The organism is Vibrio sp. 1159 (assembly GCF_033340395.1).
GTDB classification, from domain to species: Bacteria; Pseudomonadota; Gammaproteobacteria; order Enterobacterales; family Vibrionaceae; genus Vibrio; species Vibrio alginolyticus.
The window spans coordinates 203,110-223,497 of sequence record NZ_JAWOWL010000002.1 but is presented as its reverse complement, the minus strand read 5'-3'; the positions used below and the strand labels follow the sequence as shown (position 1 = coordinate 223,497).

The 20,388-nt window shown below is 46.6% G+C and carries 18 protein-coding genes and 1 pseudogene; 9 read left to right on the top strand and 10 right to left on the bottom strand.

The features are described 5' to 3' along the window. Positions 1-10: 10 nt before the first annotated feature. Positions 11-1,023 (bottom strand): annotated as a pseudogene (locus R7127_RS02745) (AraC family transcriptional regulator ligand-binding domain-containing protein). Between the two features lie 131 nt (positions 1,024-1,154). Between R7127_RS02745 and R7127_RS02740 the strand changes: the two are divergent. From R7127_RS02740 to R7127_RS02730, 3 genes are read left to right on the top strand one after another with little or no spacing between them, the layout of a single operon-like run. Continuing rightward, complete coding sequence (locus R7127_RS02740) at positions 1,155-1,916, top strand: SDR family NAD(P)-dependent oxidoreductase (protein WP_172563716.1); 762 nt, start codon at positions 1,155-1,157, stop codon at positions 1,914-1,916. Positions 1,917-1,956: 40 nt separating this feature from the next. Further along, positions 1,957-2,469: a 2,4'-dihydroxyacetophenone dioxygenase family protein gene (locus R7127_RS02735; protein WP_064376198.1), complete on the top strand. Its 513-nt coding sequence runs from the start codon at positions 1,957-1,959 to the stop codon at positions 2,467-2,469. A gap of 4 nt (positions 2,470-2,473) precedes the next feature. Continuing rightward, a complete protein-coding gene (locus tag R7127_RS02730) occupies positions 2,474-3,532 on the top strand; it encodes a zinc-binding dehydrogenase (protein WP_172563717.1) in 1,059 nt (352 codons plus the stop codon). An 82-nt stretch (positions 3,533-3,614) separates the two neighbouring features. Here the strand turns inward: R7127_RS02730 and R7127_RS02725 are convergent, their stop codons facing one another. Together R7127_RS02725 and grxB are read right to left on the bottom strand one after the other, a co-directional pair. Next, positions 3,615-4,739, bottom strand: coding sequence for an alkene reductase (locus R7127_RS02725; RefSeq protein ID WP_005392746.1), 1,125 nt, complete (start codon positions 4,737-4,739; stop codon positions 3,615-3,617). Between the two features lie 10 nt (positions 4,740-4,749). Further along, positions 4,750-5,379: a glutaredoxin 2 gene (gene grxB, locus R7127_RS02720; protein ID WP_064376200.1), complete on the bottom strand. Its 630-nt coding sequence runs from the start codon at positions 5,377-5,379 to the stop codon at positions 4,750-4,752. A gap of 198 nt (positions 5,380-5,577) precedes the next feature. On the opposite strand from grxB, the gene R7127_RS02715 reads away from it, so the two are divergent. Further along, positions 5,578-6,513 (top strand): LysR family transcriptional regulator, encoded by a 936-nt coding sequence (locus R7127_RS02715; protein ID WP_064376201.1) that lies wholly within the window; start codon positions 5,578-5,580, stop codon positions 6,511-6,513. Here R7127_RS02715 and R7127_RS02710 read toward each other — a convergent pair. Then, positions 6,466-7,377, bottom strand: a complete 912-nt coding sequence (locus tag R7127_RS02710; protein ID WP_053307204.1) for a LysR family transcriptional regulator — start codon at positions 7,375-7,377, stop codon at positions 6,466-6,468. The genes R7127_RS02715 and R7127_RS02710 overlap by 48 nt on opposite strands. A gap of 220 nt (positions 7,378-7,597) precedes the next feature. On the opposite strand from R7127_RS02710, the gene R7127_RS02705 reads away from it, so the two are divergent. Beyond that, entirely contained in the window at positions 7,598-10,477 is a 2,880-nt protein-coding gene (locus R7127_RS02705) for an MGH1-like glycoside hydrolase domain-containing protein (RefSeq protein WP_172563718.1), read from the top strand. A gap of 105 nt (positions 10,478-10,582) precedes the next feature. On the opposite strand, the gene R7127_RS02700 is transcribed toward R7127_RS02705, so the two are convergent. After that, positions 10,583-12,016 carry a DEAD/DEAH box helicase gene (locus tag R7127_RS02700; protein WP_318141782.1) on the bottom strand — a complete coding sequence of 478 codons (1,434 nt, stop codon included), beginning with the start codon at positions 12,014-12,016 and terminating at the stop codon, positions 10,583-10,585. A gap of 285 nt (positions 12,017-12,301) precedes the next feature. After that, positions 12,302-13,012, bottom strand: coding sequence for a biotin/lipoate A/B protein ligase family protein (locus R7127_RS02695; RefSeq protein WP_033906339.1), 711 nt, complete (start codon positions 13,010-13,012; stop codon positions 12,302-12,304). A gap of 225 nt (positions 13,013-13,237) precedes the next feature. Between R7127_RS02695 and R7127_RS02690 the strand changes: the two genes are divergently transcribed. Then, a complete protein-coding gene (locus tag R7127_RS02690) occupies positions 13,238-13,564 on the top strand; it encodes a DUF4156 domain-containing protein (RefSeq protein ID WP_025767966.1) in 327 nt (108 codons plus the stop codon). A 79-nt stretch (positions 13,565-13,643) separates the two neighbouring features. Here R7127_RS02690 and R7127_RS02685 read toward each other — a convergent pair whose 3' ends face one another. Together R7127_RS02685 and R7127_RS02680 are read right to left on the bottom strand one after the other, a co-directional pair. After that, positions 13,644-14,672, bottom strand: a complete 1,029-nt coding sequence (locus R7127_RS02685; RefSeq protein WP_033906340.1) for a hypothetical protein — start codon at positions 14,670-14,672, stop codon at positions 13,644-13,646. 410 nt (positions 14,673-15,082) lie between these two features. Further along, positions 15,083-16,231 carry a PLP-dependent aminotransferase family protein gene (locus R7127_RS02680; RefSeq protein WP_017819834.1) on the bottom strand — a complete coding sequence of 383 codons (1,149 nt, stop codon included), beginning with the start codon at positions 16,229-16,231 and terminating at the stop codon, positions 15,083-15,085. A 124-nt stretch (positions 16,232-16,355) separates the two neighbouring features. Between R7127_RS02680 and R7127_RS02675 the strand changes: the two genes are divergently transcribed. Then, complete coding sequence (locus R7127_RS02675) at positions 16,356-17,225, top strand: AraC family transcriptional regulator (protein WP_033906341.1); 870 nt, start codon at positions 16,356-16,358, stop codon at positions 17,223-17,225. Between the two features lie 80 nt (positions 17,226-17,305). Beyond that, entirely contained in the window at positions 17,306-18,208 is a 903-nt protein-coding gene (locus R7127_RS02670; protein ID WP_005373741.1) for a LysR family transcriptional regulator, read from the top strand. Positions 18,209-18,285: 77 nt separating this feature from the next. On the opposite strand, the gene R7127_RS02665 is transcribed toward R7127_RS02670, so the two are convergent. Beyond that, entirely contained in the window at positions 18,286-19,089 is an 804-nt protein-coding gene (locus R7127_RS02665) for an SDR family NAD(P)-dependent oxidoreductase (RefSeq protein WP_005373739.1), read from the bottom strand. A 228-nt stretch (positions 19,090-19,317) separates the two neighbouring features. Between R7127_RS02665 and R7127_RS02660 the strand changes: the two genes are divergently transcribed. Beyond that, complete coding sequence (locus R7127_RS02660) at positions 19,318-19,557, top strand: YdcH family protein (RefSeq protein WP_005373737.1); 240 nt, start codon at positions 19,318-19,320, stop codon at positions 19,555-19,557. A 72-nt stretch (positions 19,558-19,629) separates the two neighbouring features. Here the strand turns inward: R7127_RS02660 and R7127_RS02655 are convergent, their stop codons facing one another. Next, positions 19,630-20,301 (bottom strand): cupin domain-containing protein, encoded by a 672-nt coding sequence (locus R7127_RS02655; protein ID WP_005373734.1) that lies wholly within the window; start codon positions 20,299-20,301, stop codon positions 19,630-19,632. Positions 20,302-20,388 lie beyond the last annotated feature (87 nt).

The following is a 20,388-nucleotide window of genomic DNA, read 5'->3' as shown; positions in this document are numbered from 1 at the left end:
ATCTATGCTTTTATCTGATGGGCTTAAACGTTTGTAACTGAGTTTTTTCTTGTCGCCATTGTCTCGGCGATTTCCCCGTCCAACGGCGAAAGTGGCGGCTGAAGACCGCAGTTTCTGCATAGCCCAGTTGCAACGCGATATCGGTAATACTCTGAATATTCTCATGCAATCGCTGTTCGGCGAAATCCTGACGCACTTGTTGCAATAGCTGTCGATAACTCGTGCCCTGCTGCTTTGCAGCATTCTCGGGTGTAAATCCAATGCTCTGGCGACACGCTCCACGCTGCATTCTCCAGTCGATAGCAAACGACCAATCATATTGGCCGCTTGGTCACTGAGATTATTAGGGTAACGGGTCTGCAGCTCTTTGAGGTGCTGCTGAAAATGGCGCTCTAGCGCGTCTTCATCTTGGTGGTTCTTAGCGTTAAGTAGACTCGCTTTAAGTAGGATACCGTCAAACTTATCACCGAAACGCAGTTTGCTCTGCTGGGCAAATGCGCTCTGTTCTGCCTCGAAGCTGGCGTGTTGGGTGAGGTGTAAAGAGAAGTGGCTCGCTTCAATATCAAGCAGGCTGGCAATAAACATCGCCAGATGCGACACACTCAATTGCATCAACTGCGCGATACCGCGTTCACTGTGCACATCAATACTGAGCGACAACCGTACCCAATCATCTTGTGGCGTCATGTTGAGAGTGACCCCTGACGAATGCAGATAGAGAAAATCATTCACCCGCGCCAAGGCATCACCAACCGTTTCTGCGCGGGAAACCAACATCGGCAAATCGCCCAAACTTTGCAGGTTTTGGCGATCGGCGAGTAACGCACCAAACAACGGTTGCTGACAACGAGCAGCCGCTTCCTCCAGTAATTCAGCCAACCTTGGATAAGCGAGATAGGTATCGGGATCGCGAAATTGCGCCGCAGACAACCCGACGGCAGCCATAATTTCAACCGGATTCTGCCCTAGTTCGGAAACCAAGCTATCAAATTTATCGGCAGCGCCACTTCGTACGATATACATGTCTCGATTTTTAAATGTTAACAGGTTGTAAATCGCAATGTATCAAATTTACTTCGCAAAAGGTCAAGTGAGTGTCAGTGAGTTGCTCTAGGTTACATTTTGATAACAACAACGCATGGATGAGAAGGTGTATGGAACTTATCAATAAAACGGCCATTGTGACTGGGGCATCTGGTGGAATTGGCCAAGCCATCATTGCAAAGCTGAGAGAGCAAGGAGCCAAAGTGCTTGCTGTCGATATTTCAGAACAATCACTGCAAATGTACACAAGTTTTGACCCAAAGCAGTTGGGAACCTTTGTCGCGGACGTCTCCGATTACCAACAAGTTGAAGCTATGGTGAAGTGCGCGGTCGAACAGTTTGGCTCGCTTGACATCATGGTCAACAACGCAGGCATTGGCGCGCCGAAACCTCTGCTTGACCACGACCCAATTGCCGATTTTGAGCCGATCTCAAAGGTCAACCAAAATGGTGTCTACTACGGCATTCTCGCCGCTGGGCGACAATTCCAAGCGCAAGGCACGCCGGGCGTGATCCTCAATACTTCTTCTGTTTACGGACGAATGGCGTCTGAGATGACCTTTACCTACAACGTCAGTAAAGCCGCAGTCGATATGATGACCAAATGCGCCGCATTAGAACTCGCACCATTGGGTATTCGTGTTTGCGCTGTCGCTCCGGGACGCGTTGATACTCCGATGTTAAGGCAATACGAAGAGGTTGGCCTGTGGGACCACATCCGCAAAGAACAGATGCGTCAAAACTTCACACAACCAGAAGAGATTGCTGATGTGGTGGCGTTTCTGGTCAGCGAGAAAGCCAACTGTATCAACGGTTGTACCATCAGCGCATCTGACGGTTTCGAGAATTTTAAGTACCCACTTATGGGATAGGCGAGTACGCCACATTACAGCAATAGCGAGGATGTAAGTTATGTCATTACCAGAAGTTATTCAGCACCAAGATTTCTTATTAACTCTTAATACCAATGAAGAGTCGATCATCAAAGACGCGCTACCGGGTGTGGATGTTTACCCATTGTTTCTTGATCCAGAAAACGGTACGTGGGTGATTCGCGCCAAATTCAAACCGGGCGTGACTTTACCTAAGCACTTCCATACTGGTGTGGTGCATTTCTATACACTGAGTGGCGCTTGGCACTACATTGAATACCCAGACCAAGTCCAAACCGCTGGTAGTTATTTGTATGAGCCAGGTGGTTCGATTCATACCTTTCACTGTCCAGAAGAGTCGGGTGGTGCTGATGGCTTTATGGTGATCCAAGGTGCGAACATTAACTTTGACGAAGAGGGTAACTTCATCAACATTATGGATGCAGGTTGGATTGAGCAAGTGGTAGTTGCCGCTGCCAAAGCGCAAGGCTTCACTGCGCGCTATATCAAACCGGGTGCGATTGCTGGCCTAAGCGATGAGCTAGCGGAGTAACCCCATGCAACAGATGAACAGTATTGTAATGCAGGATGGCCGAGTCCGCCTGCAGCAAGTCGAAATCCCCAAACCCGCTTCGGGACAAGTGTTGGTTCGCAGCCTTGCCTGTGGCATTTGTGGCTCCGACCTTCACATTACTCGACACGCGGATGAGGTATTTGATGTATTCCACCAGCTCGGGTTGATACCTGATGAATCCGGTGAGCACGCTCAAGTGATGTTGGGGCATGAGTTCTGCGCGGAAATTATCGAATACGGTGCCGATACGCAGCAAACGTTGTCCGTTGGTAGCCGAGTCACCTCAGTGCCGATGTTGCTCAGCCAAAATGGCGCGGGCGTTGGTGTTACTCCGGGTACTTATGGCGCTTACTCTGAGTACTTCCTGCTTGATGAAGCGTTATTGCTACCTGTCCCAGACGGAATGCCATCTGAGGCGGCGGCACTGACTGAACCACTGGCGGTCGGTTTGCACGCGGTCAATCGCAGTGAAATCGAGACGGAAGAAACAGCGCTGGTTGTTGGTTGCGGTCCTATAGGGCTGGCTGTGATTGCTGCACTGAAACAACGTGGCGTCAGCAATATTCTTGCGGTCGATCTTCAGGAAGAAAAGCTGCAACTTGCCAGCGAGTTTGGCGCAAATCGATTGATCAACCCGACCAAGGAAGACGAGATCGCCGTTGGTGATCAGTACGCGATGAACTCACGTCTGGTCATTTATGAATGTGTGGGCAAGCATACCTTGATTGACGATTTTATGCGCCGCGCCCCTGCCCGAGCGCGAATCGTCATCTCGGGTATCCATACGACACCCGCAATCATTAACTACGCGTACGCGACGGTAAAAGAGCTCGACTTGAGATTCTCTTACTACTACCAACCGCACGAGTTTGAGCAATGCCTACAAGCGATTGCCGAACATAAGTTGCCTTGGCAGAAAATGCTCACTGCCAAAGTAGGGATCGATGGTGTGGAAGATGCGTTTAGACAGTTAATGACTCCCAACGACCACATCAAAGTGGTTATCGAACCTTGGCGCAGCGGCGCGTTAGAAGTGATTTAACTCTTAGCCAGATTTAGCTAGCTAAAACCAATTTTAGTTTGGTGACAGCCCCAACCGTAGCAGCTAGGTTGGGGCTTTTTTGTTAGGCCTGTTCTGCGCATTCCTGTTGCAGAGCAGGGTAATCGGTGTAGCCTCGTTCGTTTCCGCCAAACAACGTTGAGCCATCGAGTTCTGCCAACGGATGGTGATGTTGCAAGCGAGAGACTAAGTCTGGGTTTGCTACGAATGGTCGTCCGAATGCGACAAGATCCGCGTAGCCTTTCTCTAACACTTCGTTTGCTCGTTGAGGATCGTAGCGACCTGCGACAATGATAGCGTTGCGAAAGCGCTTTCTAAGTTCGATTCGGAACGTCTCTGGAATCGTTGGTGCATCGGCCCAATCGGCCTCGGACAAGTGCAAGTAGGCAATGTCGCGCTCCTGTAGCTGTTTTGATGCCTCTAAGATCGTTGGCACGATATCTGGGCAGTCCATATCTTTAAACGTAATGAATGGTGCCAATCTCACTCCAACTCGATGCGCACCAACAGCGGCGATAACTGCATCCACTACTTCGATAAGAAAACGGATACGATTTTCTCGTGAACCGCCGTAGTTGTCTGTTCGATGATTTGAGTTGGTTCTTAAGAACTGATCGATCAGATACCCATTCCCGCCATGGATTTCTACACCATCAAAACCCGATTCAATGGCGCGTTTGGCTGCGTTCGCGAAATCACCGACAACTCGGTTGATATCCGCTTGTGTCATGGCGCGTGGCTCAACACAATCGACCATATTGCCGTTGCCTTGTTCATCTGCAATCCAAACTTGCGTCTCTACCGGAGCGAGCGCAGATGGCGCGATAGGCTGTTCACCATTTTGGAATGTTGGGTGAGAGACTCTGCCCACATGCCATAGCTGACAAAACATCGCTGCGCCTTGTGATTTGACCGCTTGGGTCACACCCTGCCAGCCCGCCACTTGAGCATCGGTGTAAACGCCAGGGGTGAACGAATAGCCTTGAGAATCGTCCGAAATTTGTGTGGCTTCGGAAATGATCAGCCCGGCAGAAGCGCGCTGTTGATAATACGTTGCCATCATCTCATTCGGGATGTTGCCCGGCTGAGTGGTGCGTGCGCGAGTCATTGGTGCCATGACAATACGGTTTTGTAGTGACAACGCTTTCAGTTGAGCTGGTTCAAACAGCTTATTTGTTCTTTGTTTCATGATGCGCTCCTTAGATAAGTACTGGCACGTTGGTCGCTTTACGAGCGGTTGCCATCCAATGAAGTACGGCTGGATCCCATTGCACTTCGGGCGCACTGAAAAAGCCGCGTAGAATGGAGAACATAATGGCTTGATCAACCAGTGACGTTTGCTTTTCTGAACTTAGGTTGAGCAAGGGTTTAGTTTGTTCTATCAAAGCGGCGACTTCTTTCGCAATCGCAGGTGTATCGTTAATCAAAGCTTCAAAATTTAACGCTTCGGTTTCTTTTTTTGCACGCCATGCTTGTTTCGCGGTTTCTGTTGCAAATTCCGGTAACGTCATGTTTGACCAACGCGGATACCCGACTTTTTGTAGCGGTAAAAACGCTTGTTTTTGCCAGTCTAAAACCGGTGTTGAGGGTTGGCTGCTTTCATTGGAAGATGCCAATTCAAGGAAGTAGTTGATGATGTCTAAGCTTTCCGCCATGGCTTCACCATCGTCTTTGATCAAAAGAGGAACTTGTTTGGCGCCGATGATGTTTGTGGTGGTGCTCTCGTCGTCATAAGCAATGTTGACGACGTCGAGCTGAATATTCAGCATGCCTGCAACAAAACGGACGCGGGCGCTAAAGGGGCAATGTTCATAAATGTACAGTTTCATGTTTTGTTTCCTATCTCTGGCTGGGCAGGGCGTGTTGTTGTGCGTTGTACAGCGTTACGGCGTTTAACTTTGCCCTGTCACATAACGTTCTGGGTCTAAACAATGTCGATAGGGTCAGTATATGGATTCGATTTAATTTGATAATTGGGTAATATCTGAATTGATTATTCAGTTTTTCCAAACAACAAGGGCGCGAAGATGGATAAGTTTTCGGATATGACGTTGTTTGTCAGCATCGTTAAACATCAAGGTCTGGCAGCGGCGGGAAGGGAGTTAGGTTTGTCTCCGGCGACGGTAACGGCAAGGCTGCAAGCGATAGAAGAACGCTATGGCGTAAAGCTGCTCAACCGAAGCACACGCCACGTATCACTGACAGACGCAGGGGCAATGTACCATCAAGCTTGTCTGAACATCATTGATAGCGTGAAAGAGACGGAAAACTTACTGCAAACGGGTATTTCGGAAGTGCGCGGAACGTTGAAAATTTCAGCTCCACGAGATATTGGCAAACAAATTATTTCGCCGATGGTGTCGGCTTTTTCTGAGCAATATCCGGATGTGACGCCTTATCTTTATCTTAATGATAATTTATCGAACTTGGCTGAATCGGGGCTCGATTTAGTGATTCGTTACGGTGAGTTAGCGGACAGCAATCTCATTTCGCGCAAGCTGGCGTCGAGTCAACGTGTGCTGTGCGCGTCACCTGATTATTTGTCGAAGCAAGGTATCCCAAACAGCCCACAAGATCTCGCGGACCATCGCTGCTTAGCCATGGTGCGCAGCAATGAAGAATTAAAAACGTGGCACTTTAAAGATGAAGAGTCTCACCAATCGATCACGGTCACGCCAAAGCGATTTTCTGATGATGGTGAAGTGATTCGACAATGGGCGTTGGACGGTGCGGGGATTGCGTTGAAATCGATTTTAGATATTCAGCAAGACCTCAAAAAACAACGTTTAGTAACGGTTTTGGATGGGTATATGAAAAACTTCAGCGCCTTTTCGCAAGGCGCTGAAGCGGATCTACATGTCATTTATCAAAGCCGCCAATATCAACCGAAAAGAGTTCGCCTGTTTTTGGACTTTCTAATTGAGCAATTTAGCGCGCTGAGTGATACCAGCAATCAGATCTAGATGCGATTCCGAGGTTTCTCGGCGGTGGCGATAAATCCCGACGGTGCCAGGGTTTGGTTCGTTTTCCATGGTTAAGCATCGTAAGCCAAAGGATTCCAAATACGGTTTGAGGTGGCCGGTATAAGACATCACCGCGACGCTTTCTTTCAGTACATCAATGCTGGCGAGCAGAGAATCCACTTCGTAAGTCGGTCTGTCATCCAGTTGCTGCCTTTCGCGTTCATTTTGCTTCGGGATTGGGTTATCGATGACGTGAGCGAATTTCTTAGCGTCATAAGTGACCGAAAGAGCGGGGTATTCGTGCAGCATATCTTCGGTGACGGTTTTCCCTAGAAGTGGGTGGTTTGGGGAAACAAAATAGGCATCAACCGTTTGAAATAGCGGAATAAACGTAACATCACATTTAGACGACAAGCCGACAATCTCGTGGCCGATGAAGAATTCAATCTGTTCGCTGATTAATGAATCCATCAAGCCTAAGTGGTTGCCAAATTCGACGTGCGTAGATGCCGATGGCTGCTTGCTCAGATGTTCATTGAGTGCTTTTTTGACGAACAGCGGCCACCACGCATCGCCAGTACCCATTTTAATTTTTCCGACTTGGTATTGTTTCCGTTCATCAATGCTTTGCATCATTTGGTTGTATTCATGCTGCATCGCGTTGCTATGGCGATAGAGGATGCGTCCGTATTCGGTCAATACCATGCCATTAGGGTGACGTTCAAACAGCGTCACGCCGAGATTCTCTTCCAGCTTCTTTAAATTGCTTGTTACCGTTGGCTGGCTTAACCCTGCCATTCTTGCCGCAGCGCTGATGCTTTGGCAGCGTGCAACCAGTAAAAATTGCTGCAGAGATTTGTCCATTTTCTTTCCCCTCTAAGAACGAGGGGTATTTTGCACAATTTCATTTATAAATCACAAATCTGTAATCTCATTTGATTGAAATTATGCGCATTTCATAGATCTACATCACTGTTGGGGTTTGACGTATAGATGTTATCTATAGCTCGCTCCTGACTTCCTATTTTCCCCTCAAAAAGGTGTTCTTTAGACTGTCGCCAAAACAACAATCTAAGGGATGAACATGAAACCGAGTTTTATTGCGCTTGCTGTCGCGTCTTGTATTGGTCTTGCTGGATGTGGGTCAGATTCTTCTGATGCGCCAGTGCCGGTCGACAAACCAATTATTTCAGCCGACTTATATTTACGTGGTTTAAATGGGGATTGGGGCACGGCAGAGCATGCCAAGCTAAACTATTTGGGTAATAACGAGTACGAAACCGTACTGCGCGTCGCTCGAGGTAGTAATCAGTTCAAGATTGCTGATCCGGGTTGGCAGATCCAATACACCTACTTTGAGGAGCCCGCGGCGTTCGATAAAGCTCAGGAGTACCTGCCAAAACCAGACACGAATGAAGCGTGTATGAACGATGATTGCAACTCTGAGATCACGTTTGAAGACAAAGGGTATTACAAGTTTTCTGTGAGCTTTGCCGATGAAAGTCGCGCGACAATGACTGTGACGAAAGCAACACAAGAAGAAGCGGAAAAATACTACTCTGATGCGATTCTCGACCCTGCAATGGTGCATGAAGGGCATCAGAGCAAAGAAATGAAACTGTTCGCCAATTACGATGACTCGAGTGATACCGTGATTTTCTCGGTGAAAGATCCTAAAGCGGAGCTGCGTGAATTTGGTATTTCAACGACGACAGAATTGCGTGATGCGCTCGACCAAGGCTTAGTGATTAATGAGCAAACAGGGCCGCGAGTGGTGTCGGGTGATGTCGCGTTTGACGCGTTGTTTGCATTGACGATGAAAGAGCTAGACCAGCTTGCCGTTTCTGAAATCAAAGACGGCAATTACAACTACAACAACCCAATCAAAGCGGAAGTTTTTGAGACGGGCGCGAAGTGGCATTACGTATGGACGCGTGATTTGGCGTACGCAGCAGACCTTTCGCTTGCATTGATGAATCCAACTCGGGTGCAAAATGGTTTGAATTTCAAATTGTCTGCTTTCCGCGACACGACCGATCAGCAATACGATGGCGAGCAGATTGTGCAAGACACGGGCACTGGCGGCAGTTGGCCAATCAGTACCGATCGCACGACTTGGGCGCTTGGTGCTGAACGCTTACTTTCGGCATTAGATGGGGAAGAGTACAACCAATTTTCTGAGCGCGCTTACAAAGCGATCAGCAATACACTTGAAGCCGATCGCCTGGCGGCTTTTGATGCGAAATCCGGTTTATACACTGGTGAACAATCATTCCTCGATTGGCGTGAGCAAACGTATTCAACGTGGACGCCAAACGATGTCAATACAATTGGTAGCAGCAAAGCGTTATCGACAAACGTGGTTCACTACCGCGCGATTCAGCTCGCGGCTAAGTTGGCAGAGAAGTACGATTCAACCAACGCGGTCAAATACACCAATTGGGCTGAGCAGTTAAAAACCGCTATCAACGAGCAGTTTTGGAATGCCGAACGCGGTATGTACGTAAGCTATTTGTTTGACAATGGCAAAGACATCGCGGTCGACAAATATGACATGTTGGGCGAAGCGTTGGCGATCATCAGTGGCGTGGCAAGTGATGCGCAGGCGAAGCAAATCATGGCCAATTACCCCCACAGTGAGTTTGGCGTGCCGGTTTACTTCCCTCAACAACCGGATGTGCCTGTGTACCATAACCGCGCAATTTGGCCATTTGTTACCGCGTACAGCTTGCGCGCCGCGCATCAAACACAAAACGTGGCTGCGGCGAACAATGCCATTCAATCGTTGGTTCGTGGTACAGCGACCAATTTATCCAACATGGAAAACTTAGAGTGGCTTTCTGGTAAGTCATTCATCATCCATAGTGATCATGGCGAAGATCCGAGCTTGGATGGCCCAGTGATTAACTCTCAGCGTCAGCTTTGGTCTGTGGGTGGCTACTTGAACATGGTGGTAGAGACCTTATTCGGCATCCATACCGAAACGGGTAAGTTGGAAGTGAAGCCATTTATCACAAGTTGGGTGCGCAATAACTTGTTGGCTCAGTCTGAACAAATCAAGTTGGAAAACTTTGCCTTCAAAGGAAAGAACTACTCGGTAACCATTGATTTGCCTGAAGTAAGCAAAGATGAAACGGGCTACTACCCAGTTGAAAATGTCACAATGGACGAAGAGGGGCATTTCCACGTGACACTGGGCGCGCTAGTGAACGTAGATAGCAGCATTACTTTAGTTTCTGGTGTGAAACCGTATGTGAGTGAAGATAGCCGCGTTTATTCTCCGCAAGAGCCGACATTGGTGGTAAAAAGCGTTGATAATTCTGTTTCGATTGACGTGACGAGCAAGTACAACGTGAACTTGTATCGCAATGGCGAGCTGATTCAAAAGAACGTGATTGCTCAATCTTATTCCGATACGCCAACAGGTTTTGCTTGTTATTTGGCTGAAAGCATTAACGATAAAGGCTTCCGTTCTAACCCAAGCCAACCTGTTTGTGTCGGTGAAGAGATCCGCATCAAACTCGATGGCGAATATCAGCCACTCAAAGACAATGTCTCAGTGGTTACGGTGAGTAAAGACAGTGGCATCGTAAAAGGTACAGAGTCGTTTACAGCGCCTGTAACGAGCACTTACCAGTTCGATGCTTGGTACAACAATAACCTAGGGCAACTTAATACTGGCATCACGAACACCGTGAAATTGTTAGAGGTATTGGATGATGCAGGTAAGGTGGTTGGCCAAGGTTACTTGCAGATGGGCCATATTGGTGAAAACCAAGGTATGCGTTACTCAACGCCAATTGAAGTAGCGTTGGAGCAGGGAAAAACCTATCAGATCGCGCTGAAGGACCACTTCAATATGAGTTACCTCAAATCGAATGAAACCTACATCTACGCTGGTGGTATTGAGGGTGAAAAGAACGAAGCGCAAATCGCAGATATTCGAATCACACCTTTAATGTAGACTGTTTTAACAAAGCTGTATTCTAAAAAAACTGTGTTTTAAGAAAAAAAGCCGCTGAGATTATCAGCGGCTTTGTTGTATTTGCTATCGGTGGCCGTTTACAGGTTAGTTTGCAGCCTGCGGACGAGGTTTACGGCGCTGACCTGACGGTTTGTTTCCTGCAGGCTTAGCATTGTTTGGCTTGCGGTTACCTTTAGGCTTGCCTGCACCGCCTTGGTTGGTGCTGTTTTTGTTGCCGTTGTTACCAGCGTTGAAGCGACGCTTAGGTTTGTTTGCACCATTGCCTGCTTTCTTATCGGTTGCTGGGGCGTTTTCACTTGCAGCATTTGGCGCTTTTGGTTTTTTCGGCTTCTTAGGTTTTTTCGGTTTGATTGGGCGAGTATCCAGTTTAGATTCTGGCACCACATTGGTTGGCGCAAAACCTTCCAGCTCTTTACGTGGTAGTACTTCTTGAATCAAACGTTCAATCGCAAACAACTCAGATGCTTCTAGCGCACACACGAGTGAAATCGCTTTACCTACTTCGCCCGCGCGGCCAGTACGACCAATACGGTGAACGTAGTCTTCTGCCACTTTAGGTAGCTCAAAGTTCACCACTTGCGGCAATTGAGGAATATCGATACCGCGCGCAGCAATGTCCGTCGCGACCAACACACGAATTTCACCCGATTTAAAATCCGCCAGTGCTTTGGTACGTGCGCCTTGGCTCTTGTTGCCGTGGATGGCAGCAGCCGGTAGGTTTTGTTCGATCAGGAACTTCGCTAGACGGTTTACGCCGTGTTTCGTTTTCGTAAACACCAGCACTTGCTTCCAATCGCCGTCTTTGATCAATTTAACCAACATCGGTGCTTTCTTTTTCACGTCTGCTGGGTAGATGCTTTGCTCAACCGTTCTTGCCGTCGAGTTTGCCGGGTTCACTGAAATCTCAACCGGGTTGTTCACCAAGCCTTTCGCAAGGTCGCGGATTTCATCCGAGAAAGTCGCCGAGAACAGTAGGTTCTGACGCTGTTTTGGTAGCAGAGCTAGGATCTTACGAATGTCACGGATAAAGCCCATATCCAACATACGGTCTGCTTCATCCAGCACTAGCACTTCCAGTTGGTCGAACTTCACCGCATTTTGGTTGTACAAATCCATCAGGCGCCCTGGTGTCGCGACCAACACATCCGCACCTTTGCGAAGACGCAGCATTTGCGGGTTGATCTTCACACCACCAAAAACCACCGCACTGCTTAGTGGAAGATGACGGCCGTACATAAACACGTTTTCTTGCACCTGAGCCGCAAGTTCACGCGTTGGCGTCAGGATAAGTGCACGAACTTGGTTAGCACGAACGCGAGGGCCGTTCGATAAACGCTCAAGAATCGGTAGCGTAAAGCCTGCAGTTTTACCTGTACCAGTCTGCGCTGCTGCCATTACGTCTTTCCCTTCCAAAATAGCAGGAATTGCTTTTGCCTGAATTGGCGAAGGGGTGTCGTAGCCTTTCTCTTGAATAGCTTTAAGGATTGGAGCAGATAGACCTAACGAGGTAAAACCCATATGTATGATTCTCAATTGTAGAGTTAGATAACAACGCGCCGAAAACAAATCGGTGCGAAAAGTGCGACATTCTGAGGCTTTTACGCGCAGGCTTCAACTAATTCCGTCATGGATAAATATTTGAACTGGATCTCATTTCTTTTTGGCAGGCAAAACTGATAACTGGTTTGGTCGATCGATTGAATGGTTTTACGTTGGCGATGCCCATTCTTACATCGTTATCACGGTATGCAGTTTTAGTTTATCAAATGCTGTTCGGAGTGTGGGGGAGGCTTGCTCCTTTCATTACTTCGCTTTTGCATGCGTTAAAAACGCACTCGTCAATTGCTGAAAGAGCGAATCTACCGATGGGCGGTCGGATACATGATGGAAGAGCGGTGTGTGGACATCACCACGAATATCATCGCTGTGACCGCAAAGCTGATTACACATTCGTACTGGTTCGACAATCTTCTCGACGTCGGCATCAATCAGAATGCATGCTTGTGACAATACCACTTGTCCGCCGCCTTTTTTAAGTAAAACACGCTGCGCGGTTCCCACGACTTTTTGCCCGCCAATGTTGAGGTTGTACTCGCCATCGCAGTAGGAATAAGGCGTAGCATGAACATCCACTTTCACGCCGAGCTGTTTAAAGAAAACCGTTAATATCGCACATAAATCGAGATACGCTTTTTTGATGTTGTAAGGCTCGCCTTCTGGCCAGTGGTAAATGTGGGATAGATTGATAATACCTGGCACCTGAGGGACTGGGGCACCACCGGTTTTACGAGAAAAGAGCTTCCAGCCAGACGTATTTAACGCATGTTCTAACTCATTAGACACTGGCCATTTCTTACCCGCGGGAAGCACGAGCGTTGGACTTTTTACTTGCCAAAGTAATAGCACTTGCGAGAGTTGGTTGGACTGAACTTGTTTAATGAGCTCATCTTCTTTGTCAAATGCATCAGCGACTTCCGTAGCTGTGTAGCGAATTAGCTTATTTTTAGCAACCAAACTCTATCCCTCGCGGCTATTTAATCATTACTGTTGTATCTCAGATACAGCTTTATTGCTAGGTCTGTGATTATTAGGTTTTTGCTCGCTAGCTGCATGATCACCTTTTGGATCTTTTCCGTTGTCCATTAATTCTACTTGAACACGCGATAAAAAGTTTTTGCTAGTCATCACATCAGCCATTCATAAAATCTGCCATCTATGAAAAATTTTGGCGATATAAGTATGAAAAAGCGAGTGATGACTCTCGCGTTAGCGGCATCATTAACGGGATGTGTGACGTTCCCAACTCAAGAATCTGAGCAAGTACAGGTGCTTTGGGACAATGTGAATGCGATTGAAAACTGTGAACTAATGGGTACCGTGATCGGCTCAGAAGGACACTTTTACGACTATTGGCTTCACGCCGATAAAGACATGGTTTGGGGGACGCTAAACCAAATGCGCATCAAGGCGGCAGATTTAGGCGCAGATACCTTGTACTTATATCAACCGTTGAGCTTTTCTACGTCAGTGACGATGTTTGCAAATGCTTACAAGTGCAAACAGTAGCTATTGGCTTGATCATAATTGAAAGACAGGCGTTGCTCGCCTGTCTTTGATGCGCTCTACAAATACTGGCTACCTTGCGTTAATTGACGTTTGCTGTCGCCACCGCTGATGTATCAGAAAACGACAATGTAAAGTCTCGCTCAGTATTAAGCACTTTGGCTGGAAACTCTAAGCTCAACTGCGTATGTGGCGCGACTTCTGAAGCAATGCTAGTAACGAATTTTCGGGTTTCTCCAGGAGAGATCGATTTGTCACTTCCACCTTGTGATGAGAGCTCAGCGATACCCATTGTTTCAAGTGTGTTACCTGCAGTATCCGCCAGGTGTAATAAAGATTCTGACTTGTAGATTAATTCTCCACTTTCGGTGCGATAGGCATTAAACGTGTTGAAATTTGGTTGTAATGATCCTTGTGATCCAATGTTAGTAACGGAAAATGTCACATTAGCGCCATCAAAGTTCTCGACTCTTACGAGTACGTTACCGTCTTGGTAACGAGCGGCTGCTGCCGCGGTTGCTTGTTGTTTCTGCCGCTGTTTCTCTTTTTCAATGTCGCTTAACTGTTTCTGCTCATTAGCGATTCGATTCTTTGCCATGGAGTACGACTGATCGACCATTGCTATTAAAGCGGGGATTGAATACAAAGTGAGGCCTTCCAAATGGTCAAAGTCGATTTTGGCATGTTGAGTACGTTTATGATTAGAAAATTGGCAGTAACCATCAATCAAACTGATGAAAGCCACTTCAAAAGTGCCCTGTAATCGGCTTACTTCCTGTGCTGCTTTCTCTAGATTTGAGCGGACTTTCCGAATCTCTTCCAAACTCTTTTGTGAAAGACGACCGTTTGGCGATACGTCGTTAGAAACCGAAACCAGTTCTTCGGTCACAAATGGATTGTTTTCGGCTGGAATCACCGTAGTTATACGGTTGGATTTGGTGATGTCTTCGCCCAATAAAACCATCATTTTTTGCGATGCGGCGGTTGTGTTGCCCGCTAATACGTCACTACAGTTTGGCGACGTATTGGCATACACGGCGAATGCGGTAAAAAGTGAAAGTGTAACGGACCAGCCGATGGTGACGAGTCCTGTCGTGGTTCGAGTATTCATCCTGATAACCCCTCTGTCATTTGGTGCGATTCACTGACGTAATTGCCAATCAAAAGATTGGCTCGCGACATTCAGAATGGTTCTGGTCAACCCTTCGTAGTGGGTCTGCCCACAGATGCTTTTTTAGTCGTTTATCAACCGCTAAGCCACGATTGATAAAGTGTCTGAAATTGAGAGCATTAACGCTGCGAAGTTGATGTCTTTGACTGAAAGATAGACGTAACTTTTCTAACTATCAAATACGTGATTGAGTTCTCATTTTTATATGAGTGAGAGGTTCAAGAGAAAACAGGCACTTACTGTAGAGAGTTGATTTGAAGGAAAAATATAAATTTTTTTGGGGAACTTTTTTGATGCTGCCTTTGAGACTTTTTTGAATCTCAAAGGCAGGTTCTTACACTCGCGCTCAATTACAACGTGTTGAGGACATCCGCGAGTCGAGAGACAGCTGTCGTCAGTTCTTCTGGTGTAGCATTGGTAAAGTTAAGACGCAGAGCGGCTTTTACCTTTGAACCTTCTGGATAAAAGACCGGGCTAGGCACTACAGCAACCCAGTTTGCGAGAAGGTTTTTCGCCAGTTCGAAGGTGTCGCATTCTGGAATTTCGACCCAAACGAACATACCACCATCGACGGGTTTGAGTACGCAACTTTCTGGCAGCTGTTTTTGCAGTTCAGCAAACATGACATCGTAACGTGATTTGTAAAGCGCACAGATGGTTGAAATGTGCGTTTCGAAGTTGTCATGTTGCAGTAGACCATGCAGCAAAGCTTGCATAGGAATACTAGAGTGCAGATCGGCACCTTGTTTAATTTTGATGAGTGGCTCAAGGTAGCTACTCTTGCCCGTAACTACACCAATACGCAAGCCTGGTGAAGCTATTTTGGAGAAAGAGCGCAATACGATGGAGTGCTGTGGGCAGAAGTCCGAAACCAGTGGAAGCGCTTCACCAGAAAAACGTAGCTCGCGGTATGGTGCGTCTTCAATGAATGCCACGTCGTATTGTATACAAAGCTCGGCAACTTTTTGGCGAGTCTCTAGCGCCCAGCACACGCCCGTTGGGTTGTGAAAATCGGGCACAGCATAGAACATTTTCGGTTGCTGTGTAGCAAAGCATTGTTCAAGTTCTTCAAGGTTTGGACCACACTCGGTTTGTGAAACGGTCACGATGTTGGCTTGCACTAGACCGAATACTTGCATAGCACCAAGGTAGCTCGGTGCTTCCATCACCACTTTATCGCCCGGATTCACGTACGCACGCGCAATCAAATCTAGCCCTTGCTGAGAGCCCGTTGTGATCATAGCCAAATGAGATTCCGGCAGCTGGTAATAATCGGTCAAAAAGTTAAGTAGCGGGGCGTAGCCTGCTGTTGCGCCGTATTGAAACACCTCTGGCATATTCGCGAGGTTTTCGAGCGTCGGTTTCATTAAGTCGATCGGGAAGGTTTTTTCGTCCGGCAAGCCACCTGCAAGAGAAATGACGTTCTTATCGCTCGCTGCTGCGAGGATCTCTCGGATGTAGGATGACTTAGTTTGTTGTAATGACTGTGCGATTTCCATGTGCTGTGCTTCTCGTAAATGTCTTTTTTATGTCAGAAATAGTATAGGTAAATTGCCAAGCTTGGTGTGTCCATTTATGCTGTTAAACATGTCCACTTATGCTATTTAAGCGAAAGTTTACTCCGTGAGCCATCAACAAGTTTCCAGAATCAATGACGTGCTGTTTTACATTCACCAAGACATTAGCAGAGATTTATCGGCTAAAGAGCTAGCAGATGTAGCAGCCTATTCTGAACAGCACTTCCATCGTATTTTTAAAGATGTGGTAGGGGAGTCTGTCCATCAATATATCCGTCGCACAAGAATGGAATACGCCGCCAATCAACTGATGTTTGATACCAGCTCATCGGTGTTAGACATTGCTAACAAGTGCGGCTTTAGCTCGGTATCTTCTTTTAGCCGAGCGTTTAGAGCAACGTTCGCTATGTCTCCTGGCGCGTGGCGAAAGCATGATTTACAAGTCGCAGAAAAGCCGTATCTAAAAGATCCGGAAGTGGCTGCGGGTTATCATCGGGTTGCTAAACGCGAGTTGCCAGAACCTAAAATTATGGAGGTTCCACAACGCTTTGCGGCTTATGTGCGACATGAGGGTTATAGCCGTTCTATTCGCAATGCGTGGCTGATTTTGAAGGCGTGGGCAAGCTCTGAGAATCGGGACTTTTCGGTTCAATACGGTTTGCATCACTCCAACCCCGCTTGGGTCGAGCTCGATAAGTGTCGCTATGTGGCTTGTATGGCGATTGATAAGCCGCTTAAAGTACGCGGTGTCGTGAATCAAATGACGATTCCGGGTGGTTTGCATGCTGTTTTTCGCTTAACAGGGGTATATGGAGAGCTTCTTCCTCAATTGAGTATGGTGTTAGAAAAGTGGTTGCCGAATTCAGGCTTTAAGCAGCGTTCTACTCCCGCTTATGTTCACTATCATAAAAACCATTTCCTCAGCCATGATGAGGCGTTTGAGCTGGACTTCTATCTGCCCATCAGCTTTTTCTAACTGGAGTATTTATTTACTATCCGTAAGGAAGAAAATGCTAAGCTCTATATGGTGATTTTTTACAAATAATTGAAAATTAAATGAACATCGATCATGTAAAGCTATTTGTCCGTTTGGCTTCGACACACAACATCAGCATGGCTGGTCAGGAGCTTGGACTTTCTCCTGCTGTCGCTAGCGCACACATCAATAAACTTGAGGACAGCTTAGGAGTTCGTTTAGTTCATCGCACCACACGCAAAGTTTCCTTAACTGAAGAGGGGCAGGCATTTTTACCTCACGCGGAGGAGGTCCTTGCAACAGTGGAGGCAGCAAGGGGAGCTGTTGGCTCAGGGCAGAGCGCGCCAACGGGAGTATTACGTATAACCGCCTCTGCAACTTTTGGTCGCTTGCATATTGTGCCCGCATTAAAAGGTTTTATGGCGCGTTACCCAGGGTTAACCGTGGACTGCCGATTTTCTGATTCCATTATGGATCTGGTTGAGGGAGGTTTTGATGTCGCCATTCGTGTCGCTGAGTTGAAAGATTCTTCATTGGTCGCAAGAAAGCTTGCGCCAGATCGTCGTATTATCGTTGCATCACCAGATTATATTGAACAATTTGGGAGACCCAACAAGCCCCAAGACTTGACGAATCATGAGTGTATTAACTTAGTTGGAATGAATAATTGGTCATTCAATACAAAAGATGGAATGTTCAATGTAAGAACTTCTGGTCGTTTTAAAACCGATAATGGTGATGCGATGAGAGACGCGACGGTAAACGGGTTAGGTATTTCTATCAACTCGGTTTGGAGTGTTTATCAAGAATTACAAAGTGGTCAGCTAGTGGAAGTACTCGAAGATCACCCTTTAGCGATGGATGCTGGGATTTGGGCTGTGTACCCAAGCTCTCGTTTAATTGCGCCTAAGGTGCGTGCCTTTATTGATTACTTTGCTGAATACTATGGCACGCCACCTTATTGGGAGTTTGCGGAAAAGTGATAACAAGTTTCACTTATCGAATACATTGTTTTTAAGGTCCGAATAAAAACGAACCTCAAGATAATTCTTAATTGTTATTAATAGAGTTTGCTTAAGATTAATTCAATAGTATCAATTATCTGCTGTGTTTTGCTTTGATCTAATGCATCAGGGTGTGGGGGCGCGAATGCTTCAATGTCATTATCGAAGTACATACCATGCGCTTGAGCAAACTCTTCTGATAGCGCAGCGCGAGTTAGAATATCTGCCCCTAAGCGGATATCACCACCAGCAACCCCATAAGCATCTTTAACCATCTTACTACCTAGGAATGATTTTGGGTTTACTGATACCAACATAGGGCCAGTGTTCTTAAGCTTTAGTCCGATTGCTCGTGACCACATCGTTAATGCCAATTTGCTTTGGGCATATGCTTCGCCATCTGACAATGGTTTATTACCGACTAAAGCGCTAGTGTTCACTGTTGTTTGTGCAGCTGAAGACAAATTAACCACACGACCCGTATCTCCGAGCAACGGCAATAGCTCTCTAGTGAGTAAGTAGGGAGCAATGGTGTTGACTGCGAAGCGTACATCAAGACCCTCTTTAGTTCTTGGATTTGGTGTTGCGTACACACCAGCATTGTTAATGATGACGTCTAAATGATTGAACCGTTCTGTTATCTCCATCACTATCTGTTTTACCGCATTGGGAGAGGATAAATCAGCAACAAGGCTTTCAACTTTACCACTTTTCATCTCCCTCAAACTTTGCTCAACTTGTTGAACTTTCTCTATATTCCGGCCATGGATTATTACGTGTTGTTCACGGTTAATTAACATTTTCGCGGTTTCTAAACCAATACCGTCAGTAGATCCAGTAACTAGAATTGTCTTTCGCATGATCGCTCTCATTGTTGAGGGTTATTATAGAACGATCATAGTGGCATCTATTGCATTCGACTATTGAGACTAAAAAGAAAACACTTTCTAGGAAAAATTGAAAATAACTTTGTTGTTCTTTTTGTGGGCGGTGCGACGAATTAACGTCTCATTAGATGCTACGGTTATACATGTGGTGCTCGAAAATTAGGCACTAGTTTGTACTCAAATAATAGCCAAGAGGTCTCTATGTTAGGTGAAAATCACTCATTAACTCATGAATTCCCAGAACATTTGGATACCATTACTCAGCTTACCGAAAACGATGCATCATTTGCTGAAACCGTTAAAAACTACAATGCTTTAGATAAGGAAATCCGCGTACTAGAACTTCAAGGAAGCCCGATTGATGATCACGAAATGAACGTGTTAAAACATAACCGGGCTGAGCTCAAAGACTGGCTCCACTCGCGAATAATGGGTTCTTAGTGACGAAATGATCATCGGCTCGTAAATTGCGGGCCGATTTTAGTTCCAATGGACGATGCCAGTGTGCAAACATTAGGATTGCTGAGCAGGAGCTTGGAGTGGCAGGTGGCCTGTTTTTACCCAAATGATCGTTTCTTGCTCTACAAAAGGAAAATGCTCACTCATATGTGGGCTTCGGATCCAAGAGAGAGCGGGATAGGTACCGAGCTCGTCTCTAAACTCTCCTGACAATACGAAAATTTCTTCACCACCAAAGTGACGGTGTGGTTGAAACTTCTCACCTTTTGGCCATTTAACCAACGCGACATGTTCGTGCTCAAAATTATGCAGCGGCATGACTTGCAACCCACCGACACCACTCTGCCAGCTCGCTTGGTTTGTATTAATGCGAACTGTTTCAAGATCCTCAGATTCGAACTGATTTAGTTTAACTAAAATCACACAGCCTTCTTCGCTAAATGGTGCGTGTTGACTTCCTGGAGGGTTACGAAGGTAAGTGCCGGCAGGGTAGTCACCGTATTCGTCAGAGAATACCCCCTCGAGCACCAATATTTCTTCTCCTTGAGGGTGAGGATGAGTCGAAAACTGCGAATTTGGCTCGTACTTAACGACGCTGGTGGTATGCCCTGATTCTTTGGCTTCTCGTTCCAAAGGTTTGCGCCACACACCTTTGGAAGGGCTGGCTATCCATTCCTGTTGAGCAGTATCTATCACGATTCTTTTTGAAAAATCCATATTCAACATATTGAAATTCCGTTACTTATTTAATTACTAATTCTCATTAGTATACGTATAAAAAACATCAATTGATTCATTTGTTGATAGCCCAAT